General features: G+C 71.9%; 18 protein-coding genes, 1 tRNA gene, 1 other RNA gene and 1 pseudogene. 11 read left to right on the forward strand and 10 right to left on the reverse strand.

The features are described from left to right. Positions 1 to 62 precede the first annotated feature (62 nt). The 4 genes from ACZ7L6_RS29815 to ffs form a co-directional block, all read right to left on the reverse strand. Positions 63 to 1,862: a hypothetical protein gene (locus ACZ7L6_RS29815; RefSeq protein ID WP_471929425.1), complete on the reverse strand. Its 1,800-nt coding sequence runs from the start codon at positions 1,860 to 1,862 to the stop codon at positions 63 to 65. A gap of 368 nt (positions 1,863 to 2,230) precedes the next feature. Then, on the reverse strand, positions 2,231 to 3,484 hold the full coding sequence (gene purD / locus ACZ7L6_RS29820) for a phosphoribosylamine--glycine ligase (protein ID WP_471929171.1): 1,254 nt from the start codon (positions 3,482 to 3,484) through the stop codon (positions 2,231 to 2,233). A 204-nt stretch (positions 3,485 to 3,688) separates the two neighbouring features. Beyond that, positions 3,689 to 6,055: a DNA polymerase III subunit gamma and tau gene (locus ACZ7L6_RS29825; RefSeq protein WP_471929173.1), complete on the reverse strand. Its 2,367-nt coding sequence runs from the start codon at positions 6,053 to 6,055 to the stop codon at positions 3,689 to 3,691. Positions 6,056 to 6,101: 46 nt separating this feature from the next. Continuing rightward, an RNA gene (ffs, locus tag ACZ7L6_RS29830) (signal recognition particle sRNA small type) lies at positions 6,102 to 6,200 on the reverse strand. Positions 6,201 to 6,272: 72 nt separating this feature from the next. On the opposite strand from ffs, the gene ACZ7L6_RS29835 reads away from it, so the two are divergent. Both ACZ7L6_RS29835 and ACZ7L6_RS29840 read left to right on the forward strand, forming a co-directional pair. Continuing rightward, positions 6,273 to 6,357 (forward strand) — tRNA-Ser (locus tag ACZ7L6_RS29835). 149 nt (positions 6,358 to 6,506) lie between these two features. Beyond that, the gene (locus tag ACZ7L6_RS29840; RefSeq protein ID WP_471929175.1) at positions 6,507 to 6,728 is read left to right on the forward strand and encodes a hypothetical protein; all 222 of its coding nucleotides are present in this window, start codon (positions 6,507 to 6,509) and stop codon (positions 6,726 to 6,728) included. 386 nt (positions 6,729 to 7,114) lie between these two features. On the opposite strand, the gene ACZ7L6_RS29845 is transcribed toward ACZ7L6_RS29840, so the two are convergent. The 5 genes from ACZ7L6_RS29845 to ACZ7L6_RS29865 are packed head-to-tail and all read right to left on the reverse strand — an operon-like array spanning position 7,115 to position 12,780. Further along, positions 7,115 to 7,390 (reverse strand): hypothetical protein, encoded by a 276-nt coding sequence (locus ACZ7L6_RS29845; RefSeq protein ID WP_471929177.1) that lies wholly within the window; start codon positions 7,388 to 7,390, stop codon positions 7,115 to 7,117. Between the two features lie 47 nt (positions 7,391 to 7,437). After that, entirely contained in the window at positions 7,438 to 8,781 is a 1,344-nt protein-coding gene (locus tag ACZ7L6_RS29850) for a lysozyme family protein (RefSeq protein ID WP_471929427.1), read from the reverse strand. Between the two features lie 5 nt (positions 8,782 to 8,786). Next, positions 8,787 to 9,128, reverse strand: coding sequence for a hypothetical protein (locus ACZ7L6_RS29855; RefSeq protein ID WP_471929179.1), 342 nt, complete (start codon positions 9,126 to 9,128; stop codon positions 8,787 to 8,789). Between the two features lie 60 nt (positions 9,129 to 9,188). After that, positions 9,189 to 11,063, reverse strand: coding sequence for a stealth family protein (locus ACZ7L6_RS29860; protein WP_471929181.1), 1,875 nt, complete (start codon positions 11,061 to 11,063; stop codon positions 9,189 to 9,191). A 19-nt stretch (positions 11,064 to 11,082) separates the two neighbouring features. Then, positions 11,083 to 12,780, reverse strand: a complete 1,698-nt coding sequence (locus ACZ7L6_RS29865) for a stealth family protein (RefSeq protein ID WP_471929183.1) — start codon at positions 12,778 to 12,780, stop codon at positions 11,083 to 11,085. A gap of 326 nt (positions 12,781 to 13,106) precedes the next feature. Between ACZ7L6_RS29865 and ACZ7L6_RS29870 the strand changes: the two genes are divergently transcribed. From ACZ7L6_RS29870 to ACZ7L6_RS29880, 3 genes are all read left to right on the forward strand, one after another. Next, positions 13,107 to 14,687, forward strand: a complete 1,581-nt coding sequence (locus tag ACZ7L6_RS29870) for an alpha/beta hydrolase (RefSeq protein WP_471929185.1) — start codon at positions 13,107 to 13,109, stop codon at positions 14,685 to 14,687. Between the two features lie 61 nt (positions 14,688 to 14,748). Next, positions 14,749 to 14,937 (forward strand): hypothetical protein, encoded by a 189-nt coding sequence (locus tag ACZ7L6_RS29875; RefSeq protein ID WP_471929187.1) that lies wholly within the window; start codon positions 14,749 to 14,751, stop codon positions 14,935 to 14,937. A gap of 12 nt (positions 14,938 to 14,949) precedes the next feature. Continuing rightward, positions 14,950 to 15,597, forward strand: coding sequence for a hypothetical protein (locus tag ACZ7L6_RS29880; RefSeq protein WP_471929189.1), 648 nt, complete (start codon positions 14,950 to 14,952; stop codon positions 15,595 to 15,597). Between the two features lie 129 nt (positions 15,598 to 15,726). Here ACZ7L6_RS29880 and ACZ7L6_RS29885 read toward each other — a convergent pair. Further along, positions 15,727 to 16,110, reverse strand: a pseudogene (locus tag ACZ7L6_RS29885) (AfsR/SARP family transcriptional regulator); the annotation flags it as partial. Between the two features lie 386 nt (positions 16,111 to 16,496). On the opposite strand from ACZ7L6_RS29885, the gene ACZ7L6_RS29890 reads away from it, so the two are divergent. The 6 genes from ACZ7L6_RS29890 to ACZ7L6_RS29915 all read left to right on the forward strand — a co-directional run bounded on the left by ACZ7L6_RS29890 (position 16,497) and on the right by ACZ7L6_RS29915 (position 23,236). Beyond that, positions 16,497 to 17,219: a Crp/Fnr family transcriptional regulator gene (locus ACZ7L6_RS29890; protein WP_471929191.1), complete on the forward strand. Its 723-nt coding sequence runs from the start codon at positions 16,497 to 16,499 to the stop codon at positions 17,217 to 17,219. 217 nt (positions 17,220 to 17,436) lie between these two features. After that, positions 17,437 to 18,348, forward strand: a complete 912-nt coding sequence (locus tag ACZ7L6_RS29895) for a nucleotidyl cyclase domain-containing protein (protein ID WP_471929193.1) — start codon at positions 17,437 to 17,439, stop codon at positions 18,346 to 18,348. A 5-nt stretch (positions 18,349 to 18,353) separates the two neighbouring features. Further along, a complete protein-coding gene (locus ACZ7L6_RS29900) occupies positions 18,354 to 20,930 on the forward strand; it encodes a hypothetical protein (protein WP_471929195.1) in 2,577 nt (858 codons plus the stop codon). Next, positions 20,923 to 22,689, forward strand: a complete 1,767-nt coding sequence (locus ACZ7L6_RS29905) for a hypothetical protein (RefSeq protein ID WP_471929197.1) — start codon at positions 20,923 to 20,925, stop codon at positions 22,687 to 22,689. Before ACZ7L6_RS29900 ends, ACZ7L6_RS29905 begins: the two co-directional genes overlap by 8 nt. Continuing rightward, entirely contained in the window at positions 22,686 to 22,985 is a 300-nt protein-coding gene (locus tag ACZ7L6_RS29910) for a Pycsar system effector family protein (protein ID WP_471929198.1), read from the forward strand. Before ACZ7L6_RS29905 ends, ACZ7L6_RS29910 begins: the two co-directional genes overlap by 4 nt. Next, entirely contained in the window at positions 22,985 to 23,236 is a 252-nt protein-coding gene (locus ACZ7L6_RS29915) for a Pycsar system effector family protein (RefSeq protein WP_471929199.1), read from the forward strand. Before ACZ7L6_RS29910 ends, ACZ7L6_RS29915 begins: the two co-directional genes overlap by 1 nt. The last annotated feature ends 93 nt before the right edge of the window (positions 23,237 to 23,329 follow it).

Below are 23,329 nucleotides of genomic sequence, written 5' to 3' on the forward strand. Positions count from 1 at the left end.
TGCTGTCACTATTCGTTGCACATTGACCGAAAGTGGAACCGGGGGTTCCGACCGGATACGGCTCAGACCAGGCGTACCGGCTTCTCCGGACGTATCCCCGACTCCACCAGCCAGGCGCGCAGGGGCGCCGGGTCGCCCTCCTCGATGAGGCTGAGGACTCTGGGGGTCAGGTCGGCCGCTCTCTCGCCGTTGACGAGGAGGGTGGGGCCGTCGAGCCAGTCCAGGCCGGGGGCGGCCCCGGCGGTGTCCATGGCGGCGCAGCACACCATCGCCGTCACGTGGTCGGTGAGCAGCTCACGGGCGGTGCGGGGCGGCTGGAGCGGGAACAGGGGGAGCGCGCCGGTGTCCAGGAGGGTGGTGCCGGGGGCGGGGGACGCCTGCTGCGGCGCGGGGGTCGCGGCTTCCTCGCGGGCCAGTTCGGCGGTCAGGCCGACGGCGAGGGCGGAGCTGCGTTCGGTTTCCTGGTCCCCGTCCTCGGGGACCTCCTCGGCCATGGATGCGTAGGGGGCCTTGGGCGCCTTGGGAGGCCGGGCGGGTGCGTCGTCGGGGCCGGCGGCCGTCGGAGCCGGCGGGGACGCGAGGTGGTCCATGACGCGGGCCAGGGTCGGGCCGTCCGCCTCCGCAGGTGTGCCGCCCGACGTGCGGCGGACGCCGAGGGCGTCGAGGACGCGGTGGAGGCGGGCCGCGTCGGTACGCCATTTGCGGTCGACGACCTCCTCCGGGTACGCCTGCCAGTCCACCGGCGACCAGGCCGGGCCGGGCTCGGCGGGGCCGCCGTGGAAGAGGCGGGCGGCCAGGAGCGAGGCGGCCTCGTCGACCGCGCCGGGCTCTTCGAGCAGGTCGCACGCGGGGCGCTCGCCCAGCCGGGAGGCGAAGCCCTCGGCCAGGCGGTCCCGGCGGGACAGCTCGGTGAGCGCCGCGACGACACCCGCGTCGAGCCGGGACGGCCAGCGGCCCATCCGCCAGGCCGGCAGCGCGACGCGGGTGAGCAGCCGGTCCCAGCCCGCGTACGCCAGCCCGACCTGTTCCTGGGCGACGATCCGCAGCCCGTAATCCACAGCCTGTGCACGCTCGGCGGCCGCGGCGGCCACGCCCCGCTCCATCTCGGCGGCATGGTCCCGGCAGCTGCGCAGCAGCACGCGCGCCACCCAGCCGAGGCCCGCGCACACCGCCCGGGAGCCCGGGCAGCGGCCGCGCGTCGAGGCGACGGCCACGGCGGCGTCCAGGCCCCGGACGAAGCGCCGGGCCTGGGCTATGTCGGGGTGCGCCGAAGGTCCCGTACCGGCGACGACCGGGGCGAGGACCGCGCGCAGCTCGCCGACCCGCATCCACCACAGGAACGGGGAGCCGATGACGAGGACGGGGGCGGCGGGCGTACGGCGGTGGGCGGCGCGCAGGCCTCCGCCGCGCAGCCCGTTGACGCCGTCCTCGTCGCCGTCCTCGGCCGGCGGTGGGCCGTGGGACGGATGGGTGCGGTCCTCCAGCCAGCTGTCGCAGTCCGGGGTCAGCGCTATCGCGGACGGGGCGGGGACGTCGAGGCGGTCGGCGAGGTCGCGCACCATCCGGTACAGGTCCGGGGCCTGCTCCTCGCTTATCGGGACCGTCGGGCTGACGGCCGGGCGGGAGCGGGCGACGACCAGGGCGATCACGGCGGCGGCGAGCAGGACGAGGACCGCGACGGGCGTCACGACCCAGCGGGCGGCATGCCAGCCCGGGCCGACGAGGTGGTCGGTGGAGGCGCCGACGAGCAGCACCACGGCGACCGCCGCGGGCAGCAGGGCCACGGCGAGCGCGCGGCTGCGGATGCGCAGCACGGCGAGGGCCCGGGCGCGCGCGGCCTGCGCACCCGCCTCCACACCCATACCGGTCACGCCGGACCTCACCCCCTCCGCGCTGCCCTGGCTGTCCGGACTGTCCTGGCTTTGCTCACTCCCCCACTGTGGCACCCACAACTGACATCGCAATGCCGGTGGGCCAAGTGCCGGAACGCTTGCGCCGCACCCTAGTTGGGGCGTCGACCCACGTCAGCCGGATGGGGCATCGGTCACTCGATGGAATGGCTTTGGGGAAAGGTGGATGACGGACAGCGAGGATCAGGCCCCTGATCCCGGCCAGAAGGCCGGTTCTGGCCCCGGCAGGGAACAGGCCCCGAATCCTGAGACGGATTCGGGGCCTGTGGGGTTTATCGGGGCGGCCGTTGGAGGTTTGTCGAGGCGGCCGCCAGCGGTGCTTACGCGCCTGCCGCCGCCTTCGCCGCGATGTCCGTGCGGTGCTGGGAGCCGTCGAGGTGGATACGGGACACGGCCTTGTACGCGCGGTCGCGGGCCTTGGTGAGGTCCTTGCCGGTCGCCGTGACGGACAGGACGCGGCCGCCGGCGCTGACGATCGCGTCGCCGTCGTGCTTGGTGCCGGCGTGCAGGACGTAGGTGTGCGGGGCGTCCTCGGCGGCCACCTCGTCGAGGCCGGTGATCGGGTCGCCGGTGCGCGGGGTGCCGGGGTAGTTGTGCGAGGCGACCACCACGGTGACCGCGGCGTCCTCGCTCCAGCGCAGGGGCGGCAGGTCGGCGAGGTCGCCCTTGGCGGCGGCCAGCAGGACGCCGGCCAGCGGGGTCTTCAGGCGGGCCAGGACGACCTGGGTCTCCGGGTCGCCGAAGCGGGCGTTGAACTCGATGACCCGTACACCGCGGGAGGTGATCGCCAGACCGGCGTAGAGAAGGCCGGAGAAGGGGGTGCCGCGGCGGCGCAGCTCGTCGACGGTCGGCTGCAGGACCGTCTGCATGACCTCCTCGACCAGCTTCGGATCGGCCCACGGGAGCGGCGAGTACGCGCCCATGCCGCCGGTGTTCGGGCCCTCGTCCCCGTCCAGCGCCCGCTTGAAGTCCTGGGCGGGCTGGAGCGGGACGACCGTCTCGCCGTCGGTGATGGCGAACAGGGAGACCTCGGGGCCGTCCAGGTACTCCTCGATGACGACGCGCTCGCAGGAGTTGGCGTGCGCCCTGGCCGCCTCCAGATCGGCGGTCACGACGACGCCCTTGCCGGCGGCGAGACCGTCGTCCTTGACGACGTACGGGGCGCCGAAGGCGTCGAGGGCCTCGTCGACCTCTTCGGGGGTCGTGCAGACGTAGGAGCGGGCCGTCGGGACACCGGCCGCCGCCATGACGTCCTTCGCGAAAGCCTTGGAGCCCTCGAGTTGCGCGGCATCCTTGGAGGGCCCGAAGACCGGGATGCCCGCCTCGCGCACGGCGTCGGCGACTCCGGCGACGAGCGGTGCCTCCGGCCCTACGACCACGAGGTCGGCGCCGAGCTGCTCGGCCAGCGCGGATACGGCCTTGCCGTCCAGGGCGTCGACCTGGTGCAGCTCGGCGACCTCGGCGATGCCGGCGTTGCCGGGGGCGCAGTGCAGCGCGGTGACGTCGGGGTCGAGGGACAGGGAACGGCACAGGGCGTGTTCGCGGGCGCCGCTACCGATGACGAGGACCTTCACGGGGGTCAGCCTAACGGGGTTTTTGTGCGAGGTGCTCAGAGCCGGGGGGTGGGTGACCTGTACGTTCCTCCAAAGCGGCCCCGGCGTTGTCGTTGCCGTCGACTGGGGGCTGCCGCCCCCGGACCCCCGCTCCGGCCCTTGAGGGGCCTCGTCCTCGAACGCCGGACGGGCTGAGATCACCTGGCCGGCGTCGGTCAGTTCCGGCTACTCGTTCATGAACTCCTCCACGACCGTCGCCCCCAGCTCCCGCACGATCAGGTCGTGGCCGGAGAGGGCCGATTCGTTGAGGTCGGGGTCGTCGTCCTCGGGGATGTCGTCCTCGGGGGCGACCGGGGGCGGTGGCTCCGGGGCGGAGGAAGGCTGGGGGGCCGGTGTGGGGGCAGCGGTCGGGGCCGGGCCCGGTGAGGCCGACGGGGGTGAGGTGGGTGCCGTGGGAGCCGGCTGGGGAGGGGCCGGGCGCTGGGCCGTCGTACCGCCGCCGTAGCCGCCGCCGTAGCCACCGCCGAAGCCGGAGGAGCCGCTGGTCGGCGGGGGAGCCGAGCCCCCGCCCGACGGGTCGACGATCGCCTCGATCTTCCACTGGACGTTGAACTGCTCGGCCAGCGCCTGCCGCAGGACGTCCTCGCTGCCGCTGCTCGCGAAGTTGTCGCGCGCGCCGGCGTTCACGAAGCCGAGCTGGAGGGTGGTGCCGTCGAAGCCGGCCACCTGGGCGTTCTGGCTGAGCAGGATCCAGGTGAAGCGGCGACGGTTCTTGACCGCCTCCAGGATGTTCGGCCAGAGCATGCGGGGGTCGAGGCCGCCGCTCGGGGGTGCGTAGGCGGGTGCGGCTCCTGCGGTGGGGGCGGGTGCGGAAGCAGGCACTGAGGGCTGCGGTGCGGGGGTGTTGCTGGGCCCGGCCGGGGGCTGTGCGCCGCCGCCTGCCGGGGTGGCCGTGGGCCAGCCGCCGGGGCGTCGGCCGCCGCCTGCGGACGCGGCGGTGGGCCAGGCGCCCGGGGTCGAGGCCGGGGGCGCCGAGGGGCTCGCGGCGGCGGGAGCGGGCGTGGGTGCCGGGGTGGGCGTGGATGCGGGTGCGGGTGCGGAAGTGGGCGTGGGTGCGGGCGCAGTCTGAGGTGGCGGCTGCTGCCGGTCGCTCTGCGGTGAACCGCCCGGAGCGGAGGGCGTTGAGGAGGGCTGGCTCATGCGTGCGCCCGGCCCCGCCGGAGCCGCAGCGGCCGTACCGCCACCGCCCGTACCGCCGCCCACGCCCGCGGTCGGCGCACCGGCCCCGGTCGAAGGGGCGCCGGAGGCCCGCACGGCCGCCCGGGCCGCGGCAGGGCCACCACCCGGCGGGACGGGCGCTGCGGGCGCTCCACCATGGACGTCGGGCCCCGGGACGTAGCCCATCGCAGGCATGCCGGCGCCCGCGGAGAAGTTGACGCCCCGCTCCAGCCGGTCGAGCCGGGCCATCACGGAACGCTCGTCCCCGTACGCCGCGGGCAGCAGCACGCGCGCGCAGATCAGCTCGAGCTGGAGCCGCGGCGAGGTGGCCCCTCGCATCTCGGTCAGCCCCTCGTTGACGAGGTCGGCGGCACGGCTCAACTCTGCGGCGCCGAAGGTGCCTGCCTGGGCCTGCATGCGCTCCAGGACATCGGCGGGGGCGTCGATGAGCCCCTTCTCGGTGGCATCCGGCACGGCGGCCAGGATCACCAGGTCCCGCAGCCGCTCCAGCAGGTCGGCGACGAAGCGGCGGGGATCGTTGCCCCCTTCGATGACACGGTCCACGACCTCGAAGGCGGCGGCCCCGTCACCGGTGGCGAAGGCCTCCACGACGGAGTCGAGCAGCGAGCCGTCGGTGTACCCGAGGAGGGAGGTGGCCATGGCATACGTCACACCCTCCTCCCGCGCGCCGGCGAGCAGCTGGTCCATGACGGACATGGAGTCACGCACGGAGCCCTGGCCCGCACGCACGACGAGGGGCAGTACGCCCTCCTCGACGGGGATGTTCTCCCTGCCGCACACGTCGGCGAGGTAGTCCCGCAGGGTGCCCGGCGGGACGAGGCGGAAGGGGTAGTGGTGGGTCCGCGACCGGATGGTCCCGATGACCTTCTCGGGCTCGGTCGTGGCGAAGATGAACTTCAGATGCTCGGGCGGCTCCTCGACGACCTTCAGCAGCGCGTTGAAGCCGGCCGACGTGACCATGTGGGCCTCGTCGATGATGTAGATCTTGTAGCGGCTGGAGGCAGGCCCGAAGAAGGCCTTCTCCCGCAGCTCACGGGCGTCGTCCACACCGCCGTGCGACGCGGCGTCGATCTCGATCACGTCGATGGATCCGGGGCCGTTGCGCGCGAGGTCCTGGCAGGACTGGCACTCCCCGCACGGGGTGGGCGTGGGCCCCTGCTCGCAGTTCAGGCACCTGGCGAGAATCCGCGCGCTGGTGGTCTTCCCGCACCCACGCGGCCCGCTGAACAGGTACGCGTGATTGACCCGGTTGTTCCGCAGCGCCTGCTGCAGCGGGTCGGTGACATGCTCCTGCCCGATGACCTCGGCGAACGACTCCGGGCGATAGCGGCGGTACAGCGCGAGAGACGACACGCCTACGAGGTTATAGGCGCCCACTGACAACGGACCCCGCCCCCGGAACGCAAGCGCCCCCCACGCACCCGCCAGAGCCGACCTACCCTTGCTGCCTTCCGGCCCTGGGGGAGTTCAGTCAGATAGCGCCGCGTGAGGGGCTGCCCAAACAGTACCCGATGGCAGGGGGCGGGAACGAGTTCGCGAGCACTCCTCTCGGTCATGTAATGTTTCCGGCGGAGGATTCGCCTAGAGGCCTAGGGCGCACGCTTGGAAAGCGTGTTGGGGGCAACCCCTCACGAGTTCGAATCTCGTATCCTCCGCAGCCGCCCAGCAGGGCAGACGAGGCCCCGACCGTTCGCCGGTCGGGGCCTTCGTCGTGGTCGCACAGGCTGTGAACAAACCGCCAGGCGTTGTGCGTGTGTGCACGAACACAGCGGACGGGATACGCGTGGGCGCATACTGTTGGGCAATGACAAAGCCTGCTGCACCGAAGCGTCACTTGCCCACCAGCCCCTTCAAGGCCCCGGTCATACCGACCCCCAAGCACTTCGCCGTGGGCGACCAGGTCACCCACGACATGTACGGCCTCGGCCGAGTGATCGGCATCGAGGACGGAATCGCGGCGCTCGTGGACTTCGGCTCGGCGCAGAAGCGGATCTTGAGCCCCTACGCCAAGATGACCAAGCTGTAGGACCGCTGTGCCCGGTCATGGCACGCCAGGCCCCTTCAGGGACCTGTAACGAAAGGCAGACCTCTCTCATCAACCCGACATCGCTGTTCTCCGCTCTGGAAGAGCAACCCCGCGCTTCCACCGCGGCATCGCCGCCTCCGACGACCAATCCCTTCCAGGCCCCGGACTTCGGGGAAGACGAGATCTTCCTGCTCGAGGACGCACAGGGACCCGAGTCGGGCAGGCGCGCGACGCGACCCAAGGCCGCTTAGCGGAGGGGGCGACAGCTGCCCGGAGGCTGCCCACCTGGTTGCGGACCACCCGTGGACACAGGTGAACGGTCCCGCCCGGGCGTCATCGCCCCCCCAGCACAGTGGGGCAACCCACCCCTTGGTGTAGGGCCCAGGTCAGTGCGCTGGAAAGAGCACCGTCAGGCGGGCCCAAGCAGCCGTCGTGATCAGTGCGCACGGCACGATCCACCATGGGCGTAGCCAGCGGCGGGTGACGGCCAGGGCGGCGACCGGGGCGGTGAGCAGGGCGGTGGTGAGGCCGAGCTCGGCGAAAAGGCGGATGTGGTCGAAAGCCTGGTGGTCCCAGGGGCCGAGTGGGTTCGACAGGTAGGCGATGCCTGTTGCGGCTGCCGCCGGCAGGCAGCCGATGACGAGGAGGGCTGCGGATGCCACGCCCCTGATCTTTGATCCCTGGGTTGCCTGTGGTGCCTGTGGTGGCGTCATGATTCCAGCGCCCGCTTCGCCTCGTCGACGTTCTGGGCGAATACGCGGCCGTAGGCCTGGGCGTCATCGCTCCGGTAGTACGGGCCGCCGTTGTAGCGTGCCGCAAGCTCCTGCATCTGTTCTCTGGTCATCTGCTCCGGCGGAACGTCGGCGAACTCGCTCTCGGCCTTCAGTTGGGCGAGGTACTCCGCTGCGATGTAGATGTTCTGGCCCGGATCCTTGGTCGCGTTGACGACCTCTTCGCGCTGGGCGTCGGTGAGGTTCTGCGGGTCGTAGCCGAGGACTTCGGCGGAGCGGCGTATCTGGATGGCGAGCGGGCCCATGGAGGTCTGGTCCGCCTCTCCCAGGCCGGGCAGGTGGCGGCGGACGCCGTAGGCCGCGTCGTCGATCCAGGAAGGGTCGCCTTCGACTTCCCGCCATGCGATGCCCGCCAGCATCTCCGGGGGCAGTCCGGAGACGTGCGCGGCATCCTTGATCAGCGTCTTGTTGCCCGAGATGTACGTGCGGCGGCCGGCATCGTTGTTGGAGGGCAGGTAGAGGTAGTGGTCCTGTGCGGTCGGCAGGTGGGCGAGTCGGTCCCGTATGCGCTGCAGCGACGGTGAGACCGGGGTGTCGTTCGGTACCCCGGAGAGCGCGTCGGTCTTCATGCCGGTGCCCGCGAGCTGCGTGAGCGGGTTCCTGGTCGCGTCGCTCACCTCTCGGCGCAACGCGTCCACCGTGGCTGTCAGCAGGGTGGGGTATTCGGCGTGTCCGCCGCGGAAGTCCGGCAGGGAGCGCAGGGCTGCCCGTATCTCGTGCACGCACTCCTCTCGGGCCGCGGACTCCACACGCCTGGCGTCGCCGTAGTGGTTCTTGGTGGCGTTGTAGTAGTGCTCGGCCTCTTCGCGGATCGCGTCCACGTCGACGGTGAGTTCTGCCGCCCAGTCGAGGAAGCCGGTCGTGGCTCGTAGGTCTTCCCAGCGACGCAGTGGTTCCGCGGCACGTGCTGCGGGCGTGATCGCGTCGGCTTCACGGGACATCACCTCGGCCAGGCGGTCTTCCGTGGTCTGCCCGCTCTTGAAGTGGGTTCTCGCCTTCTCCACAGCGGTGGCATAGGCGTCCAGCGCCTTGCGTACGCGGCTGAAGGCCGCTGAGAGGTGCTCCGCCAGGTCGAGTGCTTCCTTCAGCCGCCTGGTGTAGCGCTCCCGGTGTTCGCTCTCCCACTCGACCTTCCCGGCCTTGCGGAAGTCGTCGTCGCACGAGGCCAGGAGGGTGTGCAGGCGGCCGTACTCGGCTGCGGTGCGTTCGATCAGCTGGGGGTTCGACGTGTCGAGGAACTCCACGTCCGCGCGGTAGGCCATGGCGCTCACCGGTCCTCGGGCGCGACGTAACGCCCCTTGTCGAGCAGGTCGTCCATCGCGCGCCGGGCGTCGGCGTCGGCCTTGACGTAAGCGTTTCCCGTCGACTGCAGCTTGGTCGACAGAGCCGACAGCAGCGTCACCAGGTCGCCGTACTGGTCCTGTGCGAACCGCGCGAAGTCCTCAACGGCTTCGGCTACTTCGGGATGCGCGCGTGGTACGCGGCACTGCGTGGCGTTCTCCGCGTCCATGCGCCCTGCGTACAGCAGTCCGGCCAGCTCGTTCAGGAGATGCGAACTGCCGTCCATGGACGTGGTGTCTGCCGAGAAGCCTCCGGCGCCTGCAGCCATCGTTCCCCCGATGTCGACTGTGATCGCGACCGTGAGCATGCCAGTTGCGGATGCAATCTGTCACCCTCTGCTCCGCTCATGGCCGGCAGGCTGCGCCGGTACCTTCGCGGTAAGCCGCGTCACCGGCCGCGAGGTGTCCCTGGCCGCGCCCTCGAAGCGGCTCGGGAACGGGTACTTGCGTTCCAGGAAGGCCCGGATCGCGGCCTCGGCCGCCGGTCTGGCCTCGGGAGACGTGTCCACGTCGTTGAGGCAGAAGAAGTCGACGTCGTCGCCGGAGGCCAGGCGGGACAGGCGGCGGTGCATGTCCGGGGTGCCGAGTTGGACGTAGCGGAAGCGGTAGTCGGGTGACGGGACGGCTCGGCCGGTGGCGATCGCCCAGTGGTGGTGGAGTGTGGAGGCCGGGGCGACGTCGGATGTGGAGCGGAAGCGGGAGTAGGTGGTCCGCTTCAGCTCCTCGATCTCAAGGGCTTCCATCTCCCGCATGACCGACAGGAGTTGGGGGTGCGGGGTGTGCAGTGACTTGTGCGTGATCTGTCTGCCGTGGAAGCGGCTGATCACCTCGCGGGCGTTCTTGCCGGCGGAGTTCGGGGCCGGTTCGAGGGGGTGCGGGGCGCCGACTCCGAGTTTCAGGGGGGACAGGGGGATGCGGGCTATGCCGTTGCCGTGGAAGAAGTGCTCGGCCTGTACCGGGCGGTTGATGAAGACGTCGTCGTTGAAGTAGAGGTAGTGCTCCGACAGGCCCGGGATGTGGTGCAGGCGGCTCTCTATCGCGTGGGAGTTGAAGACGGGGAGGGCGTCGGGCGGGAGGATGTCCCGGTGGTCCACCACCGTCAGGCCCTCCGCGTCGGGGTCCAGCCAGCCGGGGAGCTGGGAGTCGGTCACCAGGTAGACGTGCCGGACGAAACCGGCGTACATCTCCAGGGAGCGCAGGGCGTACTTCAGTTCGTCGTGGCTGGTGTAGCGGGACGCGCCGGTCTCGCGCGGGGCGATGACGTTGTCGGACAGCACCTGATAGGTGCGGCGCTTGACGGCCATCGCCGGGTCGTCGCCGTCGACCCAGGTGTATACGGCGTCCACGGGGAAGCGGACCTCGTCGATGCCCGGCTCGGCGAACGGGGCGAACGTCGGCACGCTGCGGCGGCGGCCCGCGACCGCGGCCGGCTGCCGGGCCGTCACCGGGAGCACTTCCGACACGGGGTTGTGGCGCGGGGCGACGAGGGCCGGGCCGAAGACGTCCGGTGACAGGCGGCTGCCGGGCACGGTGAGCCATGCGGGGTCCGGGGCGGTGCCCTGGTCCCGGCCGTGGCGCCAGAACTCGATGTCGCAGCCTGTCTCCAGGCCGGTGAGGACCTGCCCTTCCGGGCCGAGGCGCACCACGCCGGTGCGCAGTACGGTGGCCTGTCGCAGCGCCCGTGGCAGCTTTCCGTCGGCCCACAGTGCCGCGGTGGTCACGGCGCCGTCCGGGCCCACGGCGCCGACGTAGCCGACGGTGCCGGCGAAGCGCTGGGCGGCGCGGGCCAGGACCGCGTCGCGGTACGTCTCCTCGACGCCGACGACCTTCCGTGGCGCAGTCCGCGGCACACCGTGGCCGTGGTCGGTGGGGACCAGGAAGTACGGGACGCCGAGCCCCTCCAGCAGGGTGCACACCCGCTCGAGATCGGCTTCGGCGGCGTCGGTGGCGGTGTAGGCGGCGACCGTACGGCCGTAGAGACGCACCGGTCCGAAGGTGATCCGGCGCAGGGCGGGGACGGTGGTCCGCAGGCGCCGGCGGGACCGGGTCGCGCGCAGCGCCCAGAGGCGGGCCGTCAGCCAGAGCCGCAGGCGCGGCAGGAGGTGCCTCAGGTACACCAGAACGTCCCGGGCCGTCGTCCCGACGCCCCCCGGCAGTCCGAAGCGGTGACGGTTGCTCCTGCCCCACATGTCCATGCCCCCCATGTCCATGCCCCCCAGCCCGTTACTTCTGCTTCTCGAAGGGGCTCGGGAAGGGGAAGTAGTCCTCCAGGAACTCGTTCATGCGGACGCCGACCTGCTCGCGCTCCTCGGGTGGTACGTCGACGTCGTTGAGGCAGAAGAAGTCGAAGCGGCGGTTGCGGCGCAGATCGCGCAGGCGGGCCTCGGCGTCCGGGCGGCTGATGTTGACGTAGCGGAAGCTGTACTTCCCTGGCACGCCTCGGCCGGTCATCAGCGCGTACTGGTAGAGCAGCGGCGCCGTCATGGCGATGTCCTGCGGCGAGCGGAAGCGGGACGCCGTGGTGCGGCGTACGTCCTCGGGGAAGAGCTCCTCCAGCGCCCGCAACGTCTCGCGCTGCTGCGGCAGCGGGGTGTGCATGAAGTTGTTCGTCGTCATCCGGCCGAACTTCTCCAGCAGCAGGCGGCGGACGTTCTTGCTGGCGGAGTTGGTGGCCGTCTCCTCGGCGTGCGGCTTGCCGACGCCTATCTTCAGCGGGGACACCGGGATCTTCATCAGGCCGCTGCCGTGGAAGAAGTGCTCCGGGGTGACCCGGCGGCCCACGAACACGTCGTCGTTGAAGTAGAGGTAGTGGTCCGACAGGCCGGGGATGTGGTGCAGCCGGGTCTCGATCGCGTGCGAGTTGAAGACGGGCAGGACGTCGGACGGGAAGATGTCGCGGTGGTCGACGACCGTGATGCCGGGTGCGCTGTCGTCGAGCCAGTGCGGCTTCTGGCCGTCGGTCACGATGTAGATGTGCCGGACGAAGTCGGCGTACATCGCGAGCGAGCGCAGCGAGTACTTCAGCTCGTCATGGCTGGTGTAGCGGGAGGCGTTGGTCTCCTTGTCCAGGATCTCGGCGATGCCCTGCCCCTGGTACCGGGCCCGCTTGGCCCGCATCTCCGGCTGCTCGCCGTCCACCCAGGTGTAGACGACGTCGACGGGGAAGGTCACGTCGTTCACGGTGGGCAGGGTGAGCGGGGCGAAGGTCGGCAGCTCCCGGTCGCCGATCCGTACCGTGGCAGGCTTCTGCTCGGCCGCCGGAAGTACGTCCGTGATGCCGTTGTTGCGGGGCGCGACGAGGGACTCGGCGAAGATGTCCTCGGAGGCCTGCGGCTGCACCTTGGCCAGTCGCCGGGGCCCGTCGTGGGAGGCGAGGAGCTGGGCCCCGTCCTCCCAGAACTCGACGTCGCAGGCGAGCTCCGGCCCGGCGAGCAGCTGGCCCGAGGGGCCGAGGTGGTTCTCGCCGACGCGCAGAACAGGGGCCGTGCGCAGGGCGGTCGGCAGGACACCGTCCATGAAGAGGGCGGGGTTCTTGAGCTGTCCACCGGGCAGCGGTCTGCCGATGAACACCGCCTTGCCCTCGTTCTGCGTCTCCAGGGCGGTGAGGAAACGCTCCCGGTCGACGGCGTTCACGCCGACCGTGTGGCGCGTACGCGCGGCCGGAACCAGGAAGTAGGGGATGCCCTCCTGCTCCAGGGCGGCCACGACCAGGCCGAGGTTGGCGGCGGCCGCCTCGGCGGCGCTGAACCGGGTCACGACCCGTCCGTAGAGCTGCTGGCCCCGCACCGCGACCGGGCGGAGCACCGGGTCCGTGACCGCTGCCCTGCGGCGCCGCCGCATGGTCCGCAGCTGCCACACCCGTTCGGCGGCCTTCCGCTCGACTCGCGGTCGCATCCGCCGCGCAAAGGAACGCACGGTCACGTTCTGAGCTCCTCTTCACCAACCCCTGGGACATCCCTGCGATAGCCAGACAGACGCATGAGACGGAAGGTTGTAGAAGAGTTCTCCGGGAATTAACGAACCAAGGGCCGTACGCACAACCGGCCCATGGTTCGGCGTGGTAAAGAGCCGGGTTCGAGTAAGACGGCGAAGAGCCGGTCGTGGTTGTCCGACTCCGGGACCATCGGCACGCCCGTCCGTCCATCCGCGGTCGGAACAGATCTTGTCTCTCCGGTGGATTCGCTCAACTCCTGTGCACGAAAGGGTTGGTGCGTCCCGTACGCACCGACCTCAAGGACCTCCCCCACGTGCGCAAGTGTCGAATAGCCCCCTTCCTGACGGCCGGCGTCCTCGCCACCCTGGTTCCCGCGCTCGCACCGGCCTCGTCCTCCGCCGCGGAGAATCCCCTGAGCCAGTACCTTCAGCAGAGGCCGTCCTGGCACCGCTGTGACAGAGAGACGCCGGCGGCCTTCCAGTGCGCCACGATCAAGGTGCCGCTCAACTACAGCCGCCCGGACGGCAAGAAGATCGACCTGGCGATATCGAGGTACAGGACGAGCGTCCCGAGCGAGCGCCGCGGAGTGCTCCTGCTCAACCCGGGCGGTCCGGGCGGTACGGGCGTCGACCTGCCGCAGTTTCTGGCGGGCGAACTGCCGAAGTCCGTGAAGCGGAAGTACGACCTCGTGGGCTTCGACCCGCGAGGCGTCGGCCAGAGCTCTCCCGTCGGCTGCGGCATGACGGCCGGGGAACAGAACTGGGAACGGCCGTACAAGCCCGAGACGTTCGCCAAGGACGTGAAGTGGGCCCGGACCGTCGCCGACAAGTGCTACGCCAAGCAGGGCGACAAGCTGCGCCACATCACCACCCGCAACACCGCCCGGGACATGGACGTCGTCCGTGCCGTGCTCGGCGAGAGGAAGATCTCCTACCTGGGCTACTCGTACGGCACCTACCTCGGCGCCGTCTACACGCAGATGTTCCCCCAGCGCACCGACCGCTTCGTGCTGGACAGCGCCGTCGACCCGGCCCGGGTCTGGCGCGGCATGATCCAGGTCTGGGCGGAGGGCGGCGAGCCCGCCTTCACCAGGTGGACCGAGTGGGCCGCCGAGCGCAACGCCACGTACAAGCTGGGGCAGACCCCTGACGCGGTCCGCAAGACCTTCTACGACCTGGTCGCCCGGGCCGAGCGCAAGCCGATCGACCTCGACGGGGCCAAGCTGACCGGTGATGACATCCGCTCCAACGGCCGTGGCATCTTCTTCAGCGTGCGCGACGCCGCCGAGTGGGTCGTCCAGCTGAAGCGGGCCGCCGAGGGCAGGTCCCGTTCCGGTGACGGGCCGGCGAAGACGCCCACGCCCGTTCCGCCGTCGTTCGGCCGCGTCGCGCCGCCCGAGGACAACGGCGACGCCGCCTTCTGGACCGTCGTCTGCGCCGACACCCGCAACTGGCCGCGCGATCCCGAGCAGTACCGCGCCGACGCGATCCGGGACAAGGGCAGGTACCCGCTGTACGGCGACTTCGCGTCCAACATCAAGCCGTGCGCGTTCTGGAAGAAGAACGGCGGCGAGCCCGCCACGAAGGTCGACAACAAGGTCGGCGCGCTGATCCTGCAGAACGAGTGGGACCCCCAGACGCCGTTGACCAGCGGCCAGGGCCTGCACCGGGTCATGAAGGGCTCGAAGATGGTCACCGTCCTCGGCGGCGTCGGACACGGCATCTACGGCTCCAAGTCCTGCGCGGACAAGACGGCCACGGCCTACCTGACCACCGGCAGGCTGCCGGCCACGGACGTGACCTGCCAGGCCCCGCCGACGGCGGGCGAGCGCAGCGGCGACCCGCTGCCGCTTCCGACGGCACAGGGCGTCCCGGGGATGGTCAGCCGTTTCTGAACCCGCAGGGTGAACGGCGGTTGGTGCGGAGATCGTTGGATACAGGGAAATGGGGTACGGGGTGCGTCGGCTGACGGGCCTGACGATGGTGATCGCGGCGATAGCTCTCGCGACCTGGTTGTTCTTCGGGCCCACGGCCGACTGGGAGGGCGGTGCGAGGCTTGCCCGCTTCTCCCTCCTGCTGAGCTGTTACGGGGCGATCCACCTCGGCGTCGGGCTGATCTACCCCGACAAGCCGAAGGACGGATGAGAGACTCGCCCCATGTCCCCCTCAACCTCCGTACGCCACAGGTCTGTTGTCGGCGCCGCCCTCGTCCTGGTCGTCGGCCTGACCCTCACCGCCTGCGGTGAGGTGAGCGCGCCGGGTTCGGTGGCCGGAGCCACGCCGAGCGCTTCGGCCAGTGCCGGCCCGGATGCCAGGGCCGGCGCAGATGCCGGCGCGAGTGACAGCCCCAGCGCTGCCGGGGCCTCCCCGTACGTGGAGCCGGGAGCCGGTGATGGCGCCCCGCACTACAACGAGAACAACGCCTACCGGCAGTCCGGCGACATGTCCCCCGCGCATGCGAGGGACGCCGAGCGGGAGGCCGCGCGCATCAGGCCGGTGCTCGAACGGCTGTGGAAGCAGCACAAGTGGGACCCCTCGGAGGTGCGCGCGGCCCTGCTTCGGCTCGGCTACGAGGAGGAACGCGTCACGCAGGACGGCAAGCGGCTCGGCGGGACGCTCACCGTCCGGGAGATGTTCTCGCGCTACGAGGGCGACGGTTACGTCACACCCGAGGGCGCGCTGGTCGCCCTGCGCGTCCATGCCGACGCCTGCGTCTCGGCGTTCGTGCAGAAGTCCAACTTCGAGGTGCGGACCAACGGCCCGTACCCCGAGACGGGGTGCTTCGAGCCGCCCTACGGTCACTGACCGGCCTTCGGCGGCACGCCGACGTCCGTGAGGGTGCCAGCTGTGGCGTGGGTTCCTAGGCCCAGGGTGCAGTCGGCGCAACCGGGGGTGGATCTGCGCGTGGCGGCCCCTGCGCAACTGCACCTCGTGGTACTGCAGCAGGATCACGACCAGCTCGCTCGCCAGCCTGTCCCGCGTCGCCTGCGCCCCCGCGCCCGTCAGGGGATCGCCGCGCCACAACTCCACTGCCTGCTCAAGAAGTTCGGCGGCACGGCCGTCTCCGTCGGCCTCTCTTACGGTCTCCTGTGCGCGGGCCCGGCCGACCAGGTCGCGGAACCGGTACAGGTCGACCCGCTCGGCGGGCGTCCGCAGCGTGTAGCCGCCCTGGTCCGGTCCAGCCGTACGCCCGTGGCCGCCGTGTCCGCCTGCCGCAGTGCGGTCTTCAACCGGACGACACAGCCGTAGATCACATTGCGAACCGAAGCCAACCGGATCGATCGCGATCGCCGCAGGGCAGCCCTGAAGGTCCCGCATTCGCCCCGCCCCACCGCTCCCGCCGGACGCACCGTCCTCTCACGTCGCCGCCACCCCTTCCTCACCGAGGTCACAGCCCAAACCCGAGTTTTCGCCAACTCCCCATCGTCTGACCGAATTCCGGCGTCCATACGGCCCCTTGTTCGAGTGCCGGTTCTGACCTCACGGTCGTCCTTCGGGCGCGGGTGGGGCGGGCACGGCCCGTGGTGGGGGCCGGTGGCCGGGGTGCGGTGGGGGTGCGCGGCGACAGGGCGACCAACCTGGCATTCCGCAACTACCGGCCAGTACCCCTGGTATGGCGCAATCCGCTCGGCCTGGAACTTCGCCCTGCCACCATCGACCTCCATCGAAAATCCAGGCGTCCGGAATGCGGCGGGGGGCCGGCCATGGGGCTGCTCGGAAATGAGCGGGCGTTCGCGCACACGCTGACTCCCCAGGAGCACGAGAGCGTCATGGCCCTCGGCAACCGGAAGAGCTACCCGGCCGACGCCCATCTCCTCACAGAGGGCGACCGGTCCAGTCACGTCGTGATCATCATTCGGGGGTGGGTGACCGTGTCCGTGGCGACGGATCGTGGGGCCACCCGGCTGATACTCGGCCTGCGCGGCCCGGGCGAACTGCTCGGTGAGATGGCCGCGCTGGATCCGCATCCCCGCAGCGCCACCGTGCGCGCCCTCGGTCCCATAGAGGCCCAGGTCATATCCGGGGATGCGTTTCGTCGTTTTCTCGCCCTGCACCCCCGCGTCAGCGGTCTGGTGATACGTCAGCTCACTTCCCGGCTGCGCAGCGCCGACCAGGAGCGGTCCGCGCTCGCCTCGCTCACCGTGCTGCAGCGCCTGGCCGGCCGGCTCACCGAACTGTCGGGAGCCGAGCCCTCCGGCCCCTACGCCCCCTCCGCGGCGGGCCCCTCGAACGGCCCCGCCGCCTCCGGTCCCGTCGTCCACCTGGCCCAGGACGAACTGGCCGCCACGATCGGGGCCACCCGCGAAGCCGTCGCCAAGGCCCTGCGGCTGCTGCGCACCCAGAACATCGTGCGCACCGGCAACCGGATGGTGGAGATCCTCGACCCCGCGTTGCTCGCCCTCCTCGCGGACGGTCATGAGGAGTAGCCCCAGGAGCAAACCCACGCCCGGCCGTGTGTAAACGGCTACAGACGCCTCCCGTCCCGGGCCCGACTCTGAGGGAACGGACGGGACCCCTCCCGAGGACCGCCACGGACACTGCCGGGGCCACCTTCGCGGACCAGCTCTTCGGGCACGACAACCACCTCTTCGAGCAGCACGAACCACCTCTTCGGCAAGCGAACAGAACACGCAGGGGGCACGGGTGAACCACGACGCTCTGGAACTCACCGAGGCGCACTACGAGTTGGTGATCAGCGTCGACGCCAGACGTTCCGGCGAGTACGACGACGTCGACAAGCCGCGCATGCGCGCCCGGATCTACCGGGTGCTGGAGACGGCCTTCACCCACGCCAAGGTGGCCCGTGACGCCGTACACATGGAGGACCGCGGCGACGGCGTGCTGCTCTCGGTCGCGGGCCGGATCGCGGTGAGCCGGCTGCTCGGCCTGTGGATGGTCGAGGTGCACGAGAAGCTGCGGGACGAGAACCGTGACCTGGCGGTCCCCCTCGGGCTGCGCATCGGCATGCACGTCGGCCCGGTCCGGCACGACGACCGGGGCATCAGCGGACGCGCCGTCGACCTCGCCTGCCGGCTGGCCGACTCCCCCGTCGCCCGGCAGCTCCTCGACGCCGAGAAGGCCGACCTCGTGCTGGTGACCTCCCAGTCCCTGTACGAGGACGTGGTCGGCGCCGGCGGCAAGTTCATCGAGCCCGCGCGCTACGCGCCGGCCCGGCTGCGGCTCAAGGAGGGCGAGGTCACCGCCTGGTTCCACCTGCCCGGGCGGCCCGCGCCGGAGATCCCCGCGGGTGCCGCACCGGCATCGGCGGTGCCGGGTGCGCCGGCGCCGGCGCCGTCCCCTGCCGCCGCTCCCCTGCCCGCCGTCGGCGACGAGCTCGACGGCACCGACGACACCGACGAGGACGAGTTCGAGGTCGTGGACATGTCCGGCCATCGGCCCGGCGGCGTCAGCATTCATCAAAACGTCAGCCGCGACCTGTTCCATAACGACGGCTCCGTCTTCCACGGAAACGTGCAGATGGGCGGCGGCACCACCAACCACGGCACCAGCAACCGCGGTACCGACAACCCCGGCACCGAGCAGCAGAAGGGCTGAGGCGGGTGAGCGACGACGAGCAGGCGGGCGGCGCGGCCGACGACGCCCCCGAGCAGCCCGGCGCGGGACGGTCGTCCGACGACGGCAAGAAGGCCGGGGACGACAGGAAGGCCGGCGACGACAAGCGGGGCGGCAGCGACAGGAAGCAGGACCGGGACGGCCGGTCCCAGGACGACGGCCGGTCCGACGACGAGAAGTCCGCGGAGGACGAGGAGGCGGAGAAGGAGAAGGAGCGGGAGAAGGAACGGGAGCGCGCCGCCGGGCGGTTCAAGGAGCGCACCCGCGACCCCCTCGCCGACGACCAGGGCGAGGAGGGGCCCACCGATCTCGCCGCCGCCGCGCGGACCCGCCGGGCCACCCGACAGCTGTTCGACGTCCGCCGGGACCTGATCAGCTTCGCCCACTCACGGCTCCAGAGCGCCCACATCGGCGACAACTTCAACCTGCTGCTCGGCTCCCAGCGGCCCGGCGCCGGTATGCGCAGCGGCCCCGTGCCCGAGGAGGAGCTGCGCAGGCTCCGCCGCGTGCATGTGGAGCCGGAGGGGTACGTACGGCTGCGCAACGCGCTGCGCGCCCGGCGACTGCTCGTGCTCGGTGCCGCGCCCGGCACCGGCCGTACGAGTACCGCGCTCTCACTCCTCGACGAGGTCACGGCCTCCACGGCGGACGACACGGACACCGAGCCCGTCGCCCGCGTCCGGCGGGTGGACTCGGACGGCGGGATACGGCAGTTGGCCGAGACGCTGGACAGCGAGGGCGGGGACGCCTGGCGCGGCACGGGGCATCTGCTGGAGCTGTCCCTCACCCGGCCCGGTGCCCTGCCCCCGGACGAGATGGACCTCGACGAGCTCGCCGCGGCGCTGGCCCGCCGCGAGGCCTTCGCGGTGGTCGTCGTCGCCGTCGGGTCGGCCGCGAACCCGCTGCTGGCCGGGCGGTACGGCATGCTCTGCCCGCCCGCGCCCACCGACGAACTGCTCGCCACCCGGCTGCGCGAGCGGCTGGAGGAGCGGGCCGCCGAGGCCCCGGGAGTCGACACCCCCCTGGACGACCTGCTGGCCCGCGCGGAGGATCTCGCGGCCCGGGCGGAGGTCGACGACGCCGTCGGACTGAAGGATCTGCGCCCCGCCGAGGCCGAGTTGCTGGCGTCGCTGCTGGCCGGGCATGTGCTGGGGGACGTCTCCTACGAGGAGTTGCTGTCCGGCTGCCGCAGCATCGCCGCCGAGCAGGCCCAGGAGTGGTTCGCCGGTGTGGACCGGGCGCTGACCGCGCCCCCGGCCGAGGCGGAGCGGCCGGACCGCGGCGCGGCACGGTCGGGGACGGCGACGCTGTTCCACCCGGTGGCGTTCCGGATCGCGCTCGCCGTGCTGGGCGGCGCCTCGCACAGCGCCGTGGCCTCCGCCGCCCACCTGCTGACCTGGGAACTGTCGGTCCAGTCCGACCCGGACCACACCCCGGCCCGCCCGCTGTTCTGCGACGACCCGAAGGCCGATCTGGCGCTCTCCCGCGCCGAACTCACCGACGGCAAGGTCGAGGTGGCCGGGCACGACGTCCCGGCGCGGCTGATCTGGTACCGGGGTTCCGCCCTGCCGTCGGCGGTGCTGACCGAGCTGTGGGACCGGCACTTCCCGGTCCGGGCGCCGGTGGTGCGCTGGCTGCGGCTGCTGGCGGACGATCCGCGCTCCCAGGTGTGGATGCGCGCCGCGGTCGCCGCCGGTGAGCTGTGCGTACGGGACTTCGACCACGGCTACACCGAGCTGGTGCGGCCGCTCGCCGAGTCCACCTCGAACCGCCGGCTGATCTTCGCGGCCACCACGCTGGACCAGGCGGCCTCTCACGCCTCGCACCGCAAGGCGGTGCACAGGCTGATCGGTGACTGGGTCAAGCGGGGCACCCCGTCGCAGCGCTGGGCGGCGGCGTGGGCGCTGGGCTACGGCAACGCCGCGGCCACGATGGACGCCACCCTCGACGCCCTGGCCCGGATCGGGGTCCGGGACGAGGGGGAACTGGTCTCGGTCGCCTCCCACAACGTCGTACGGCTGCTGGTGCTGCCGGACGCCGCCGAGGTGCTGGCGCGGATGACGGAGTGGACGCACCACAAGCGCGAGCCGTACCAGGACCTGGGTCTGGCGGCCACCGTGCGGCTCGCCCTGACGACGGTGGACGAGCTGCTGATGGACCCCGACTCCCTGCTGGACGACTGCGGCTCCGCGTGGTCGGACCGCGGTGACTGGCCGCTGTCGCTCGCCCTCGCCGCGATCCGGCCCGAACTCGTCGAGCCGATGGCCGACTTGATGTGGACCGCGCTGAACACGGCGCGGTCGAAGGACGTCGCGATGGACGCGCTGGAGGAGCTGCTGCGGTCGGCCGTGCGCAAGGACGGCAGCGAGTGGACCCGGCCGGGGCTGGCGGCACTGCTGCCCGCGCTGGCGACCGACGAGAACGACCGGCGGCGGCTGGACTGGCTGCTGCGCCGGATGATGAACGACCCCGAGAAGCCGCTCCCGGAACCCAAGGCGCGCGACCTGTGGTTCCTCGCCGTCCCCGCGTCGGAGCGGACCCGCCAGGAGGAGAGGCATGGCTGACAACGAAGACGCGAGGGCGCAGGCGAAGCAGCGGCTCCAGGCGAAACGGGCCACCGCCGACACCGGCCCCAAGGGTCCGTTCCTGCGGGAGTACGCGCCGACGGGCGGGCTGCCCCCGGTGAGCGCTCAGAAGACCTCGGTGGTGTTCTACCGGAACGGCGGCTACAGCGTGGTCACCGCCTTCGGCGTCCGGCACGTCGACAAGCCGATGCTGGCACGGCCGTACACCGTCTGCGAGATCGCGGTCGGCACCCTCGTGACGCCCCTGCGCATCGAGCTCCCGGCCGCCGGCGGCACCGCCTTCTTCAAGGCCGAGGTGGACATCGAGTGGGAGGTGACCGATCCGCACATGGTCGCCGTCCAGGCCGTGAAGGACGTCGCCAAGCGGCTCACCGCACCGATCCTGGAGCGGCTGCGCGAGGTCACCCTGTCCTATCGGGTGACCGACGCCGAACAGGCCAACCGGGTCATCACACGCGAGTGCGCCGGCGGTCGCTGGAGCGACCTGGGGACCGAACTCGGCCTGCGGGTACGGCTCTACGTCCGCCTGGGCGTGGACGACGACGCCATCGCGTACGCCAAGAAGAAGCGGGACGTGGCGGCCGAGGCCGAGGTGACCCGGCAGCGTCAGGCGGAGTACCGGCGCATGTTGCAGGGCGGGGACCTGGAGCAGCTCAGCTTCATACTGGCGGCCGACCCCGAGGGGGCCAAGGACTTCCTGGAGAAGATCCGCCAGGAGGGGAGGGAGGACGAGAGGGAGCGGGTCGACCGGCTCTACGCCATGGCGATCAGCGGCGAGCTCTCGACCGTCGACGTCCAGACACAGATCCTGAACCTCCTCAACCCGAAGGGGCGCCGCCCCATCCAGGGCCCCATCGGATCGCTCCCGCCCCGCCGGGAGCCCCGGCAGCTGGAGCCGTCCCCGGAGGGGCCGTTCACCCCGGACTGGGTGTCGGACGAACCGCCCCGACGCCGCTCCCACCGCCCCGAGCCCGACCGAGCGGGGCCCGGCCGGCGCGAGCCGTACGCCGGAGACGACCCCGACCGTCACGAGCCGTACCCAGGAGACCGGACCGACTACGACGACCCGGGCACCCGCACCCGGCGCCGCGGCCACCGTCCGGACCCCTACCCGGCGGACGACGACCGCGACCACGACGACCGGCGCGCCCCCACCCGGGGCCGGGCCCACCGGCCCGAACCCTCCTACCCGCGCGACGACACCGAGTACGACGACCCGCGCGCCGCCTCCCGGCAGCGCACCTACCGCCCGGAGCCCTACCCGGGAGCGGACCCCGAGGACGGCGAACCGCGCTCCCGCACACGCCGACAGACCTACCGGACGGAGCCGTACCCCTCGGGCCCGGACCACGACCACGACGACCCACGCACCCGCGACGACCGCCCCCGCACCTACCGGACGGAGCCGTACCCCTCGGGGCCGGACCACGACCACGACGACCCACGCACCCGCGACGACCGCCCCCGCACCTACCGGTCCGAGCCGTACCACCGGGACGACGACGGCGACCACGGCGACTACGGCGATCCCGGCAGCCGGGCCCGGCGTCGGCTCTCGCGGCCGGAGCTCCCCCCGGGCCCGGACCCCGACTACGACGACCCGCGTGCCCGCGACGACCGTCCCCGCACCTACCGGCCCGAGCCGTACCACCCGGACGACGACCTCGACCGGGAACGGCCGCGCCGCCGCAGACGTGCCGCGGACGACGGATGGTCCTGGGCGGAAGAGGACCGATGACCGCCGACGGTGCGGCACGGACCTCCCCCGACCCGGTCGGGCCTGTGCCGGACGGGGGTCGGCACTGCCACGACCGGGCGGGGGAGCGCATCGCCGAGCGGCTGCTGGCCACCGTCCGGGAGGACCTCGGCCGGGCCGACTCCAAGGCGGCCGTCCTGCTCTCGGGGACGCTCGCGCTGCCCGCGTTCCTGGCCGGGTGGCGTGGCACGCCCGGCTGGGACGGGGTCGCCGACGTGACGCTGGTCCTCGCCGGGGTGCTCTGGGGCGTCGCGGTGGCGCGCTGGTCGCCGCGCTGATGCCGCGCACCGGCACGGTCCGCGCCGGGGACGGGGTGACGTACTTCGGCGATCTGGTGGCTCCCCACGACCTCGCGGGGCTGACCGCCCGGGTTGTCGAGGCGGGGCGGGATCCCGCCCGGTGGCTGCTCGTCCAGGCCGTGGACGTCAGCTCGATCCTGTCCGCCAAGTACCGGGCCATCCGCTGGGGCGTGGGCTCGCTCGCCCCCTCCGCGGCGCTGGCCGTGGTCTGGGGGCTGACAGCCGGCTGATCCCCGACGGCGCACGCGACACCGGCGTACCACCGCGCACACGCCAACGCACCACCGCACCCGGCACCTTCGCGCACCAGGCACGACACAGAC

This window comes from Streptomyces sp. NPDC107522, from assembly GCF_055657525.1.

Coding starts and splice junctions, on each gene's coding strand:
- ACZ7L6_RS29815 (WP_471929425.1), bottom strand. CDS start 1,862: ATGGGTGTGGAGGCGGGTGCGCAGGCCGCGCGCGCCCGGGCCCTCGCC.
- ACZ7L6_RS29840 (WP_471929175.1), top strand. CDS start 6,507: ATGACAAAGCCTGCTGCACCGAAGCGTCACTTGCCCACCAGCCCCTTC.
- ACZ7L6_RS29850 (WP_471929427.1), bottom strand. CDS start 8,781: ATGGCCTACCGCGCGGACGTGGAGTTCCTCGACACGTCGAACCCCCAG.
- ACZ7L6_RS29855 (WP_471929179.1), bottom strand. CDS start 9,128: ATGGCTGCAGGCGCCGGAGGCTTCTCGGCAGACACCACGTCCATGGAC.
- ACZ7L6_RS29860 (WP_471929181.1), bottom strand. CDS start 11,063: ATGGGGGGCATGGACATGTGGGGCAGGAGCAACCGTCACCGCTTCGGA.
- ACZ7L6_RS29880 (WP_471929189.1), top strand. CDS start 14,950: ATGTCCCCCTCAACCTCCGTACGCCACAGGTCTGTTGTCGGCGCCGCC.
- ACZ7L6_RS29890 (WP_471929191.1), top strand. CDS start 16,497: ATGGGGCTGCTCGGAAATGAGCGGGCGTTCGCGCACACGCTGACTCCC.
- ACZ7L6_RS29905 (WP_471929197.1), top strand. CDS start 20,923: ATGGCTGACAACGAAGACGCGAGGGCGCAGGCGAAGCAGCGGCTCCAG.
- ACZ7L6_RS29910 (WP_471929198.1), top strand. CDS start 22,686: ATGACCGCCGACGGTGCGGCACGGACCTCCCCCGACCCGGTCGGGCCT.
- ACZ7L6_RS29915 (WP_471929199.1), top strand. CDS start 22,985: ATGCCGCGCACCGGCACGGTCCGCGCCGGGGACGGGGTGACGTACTTC.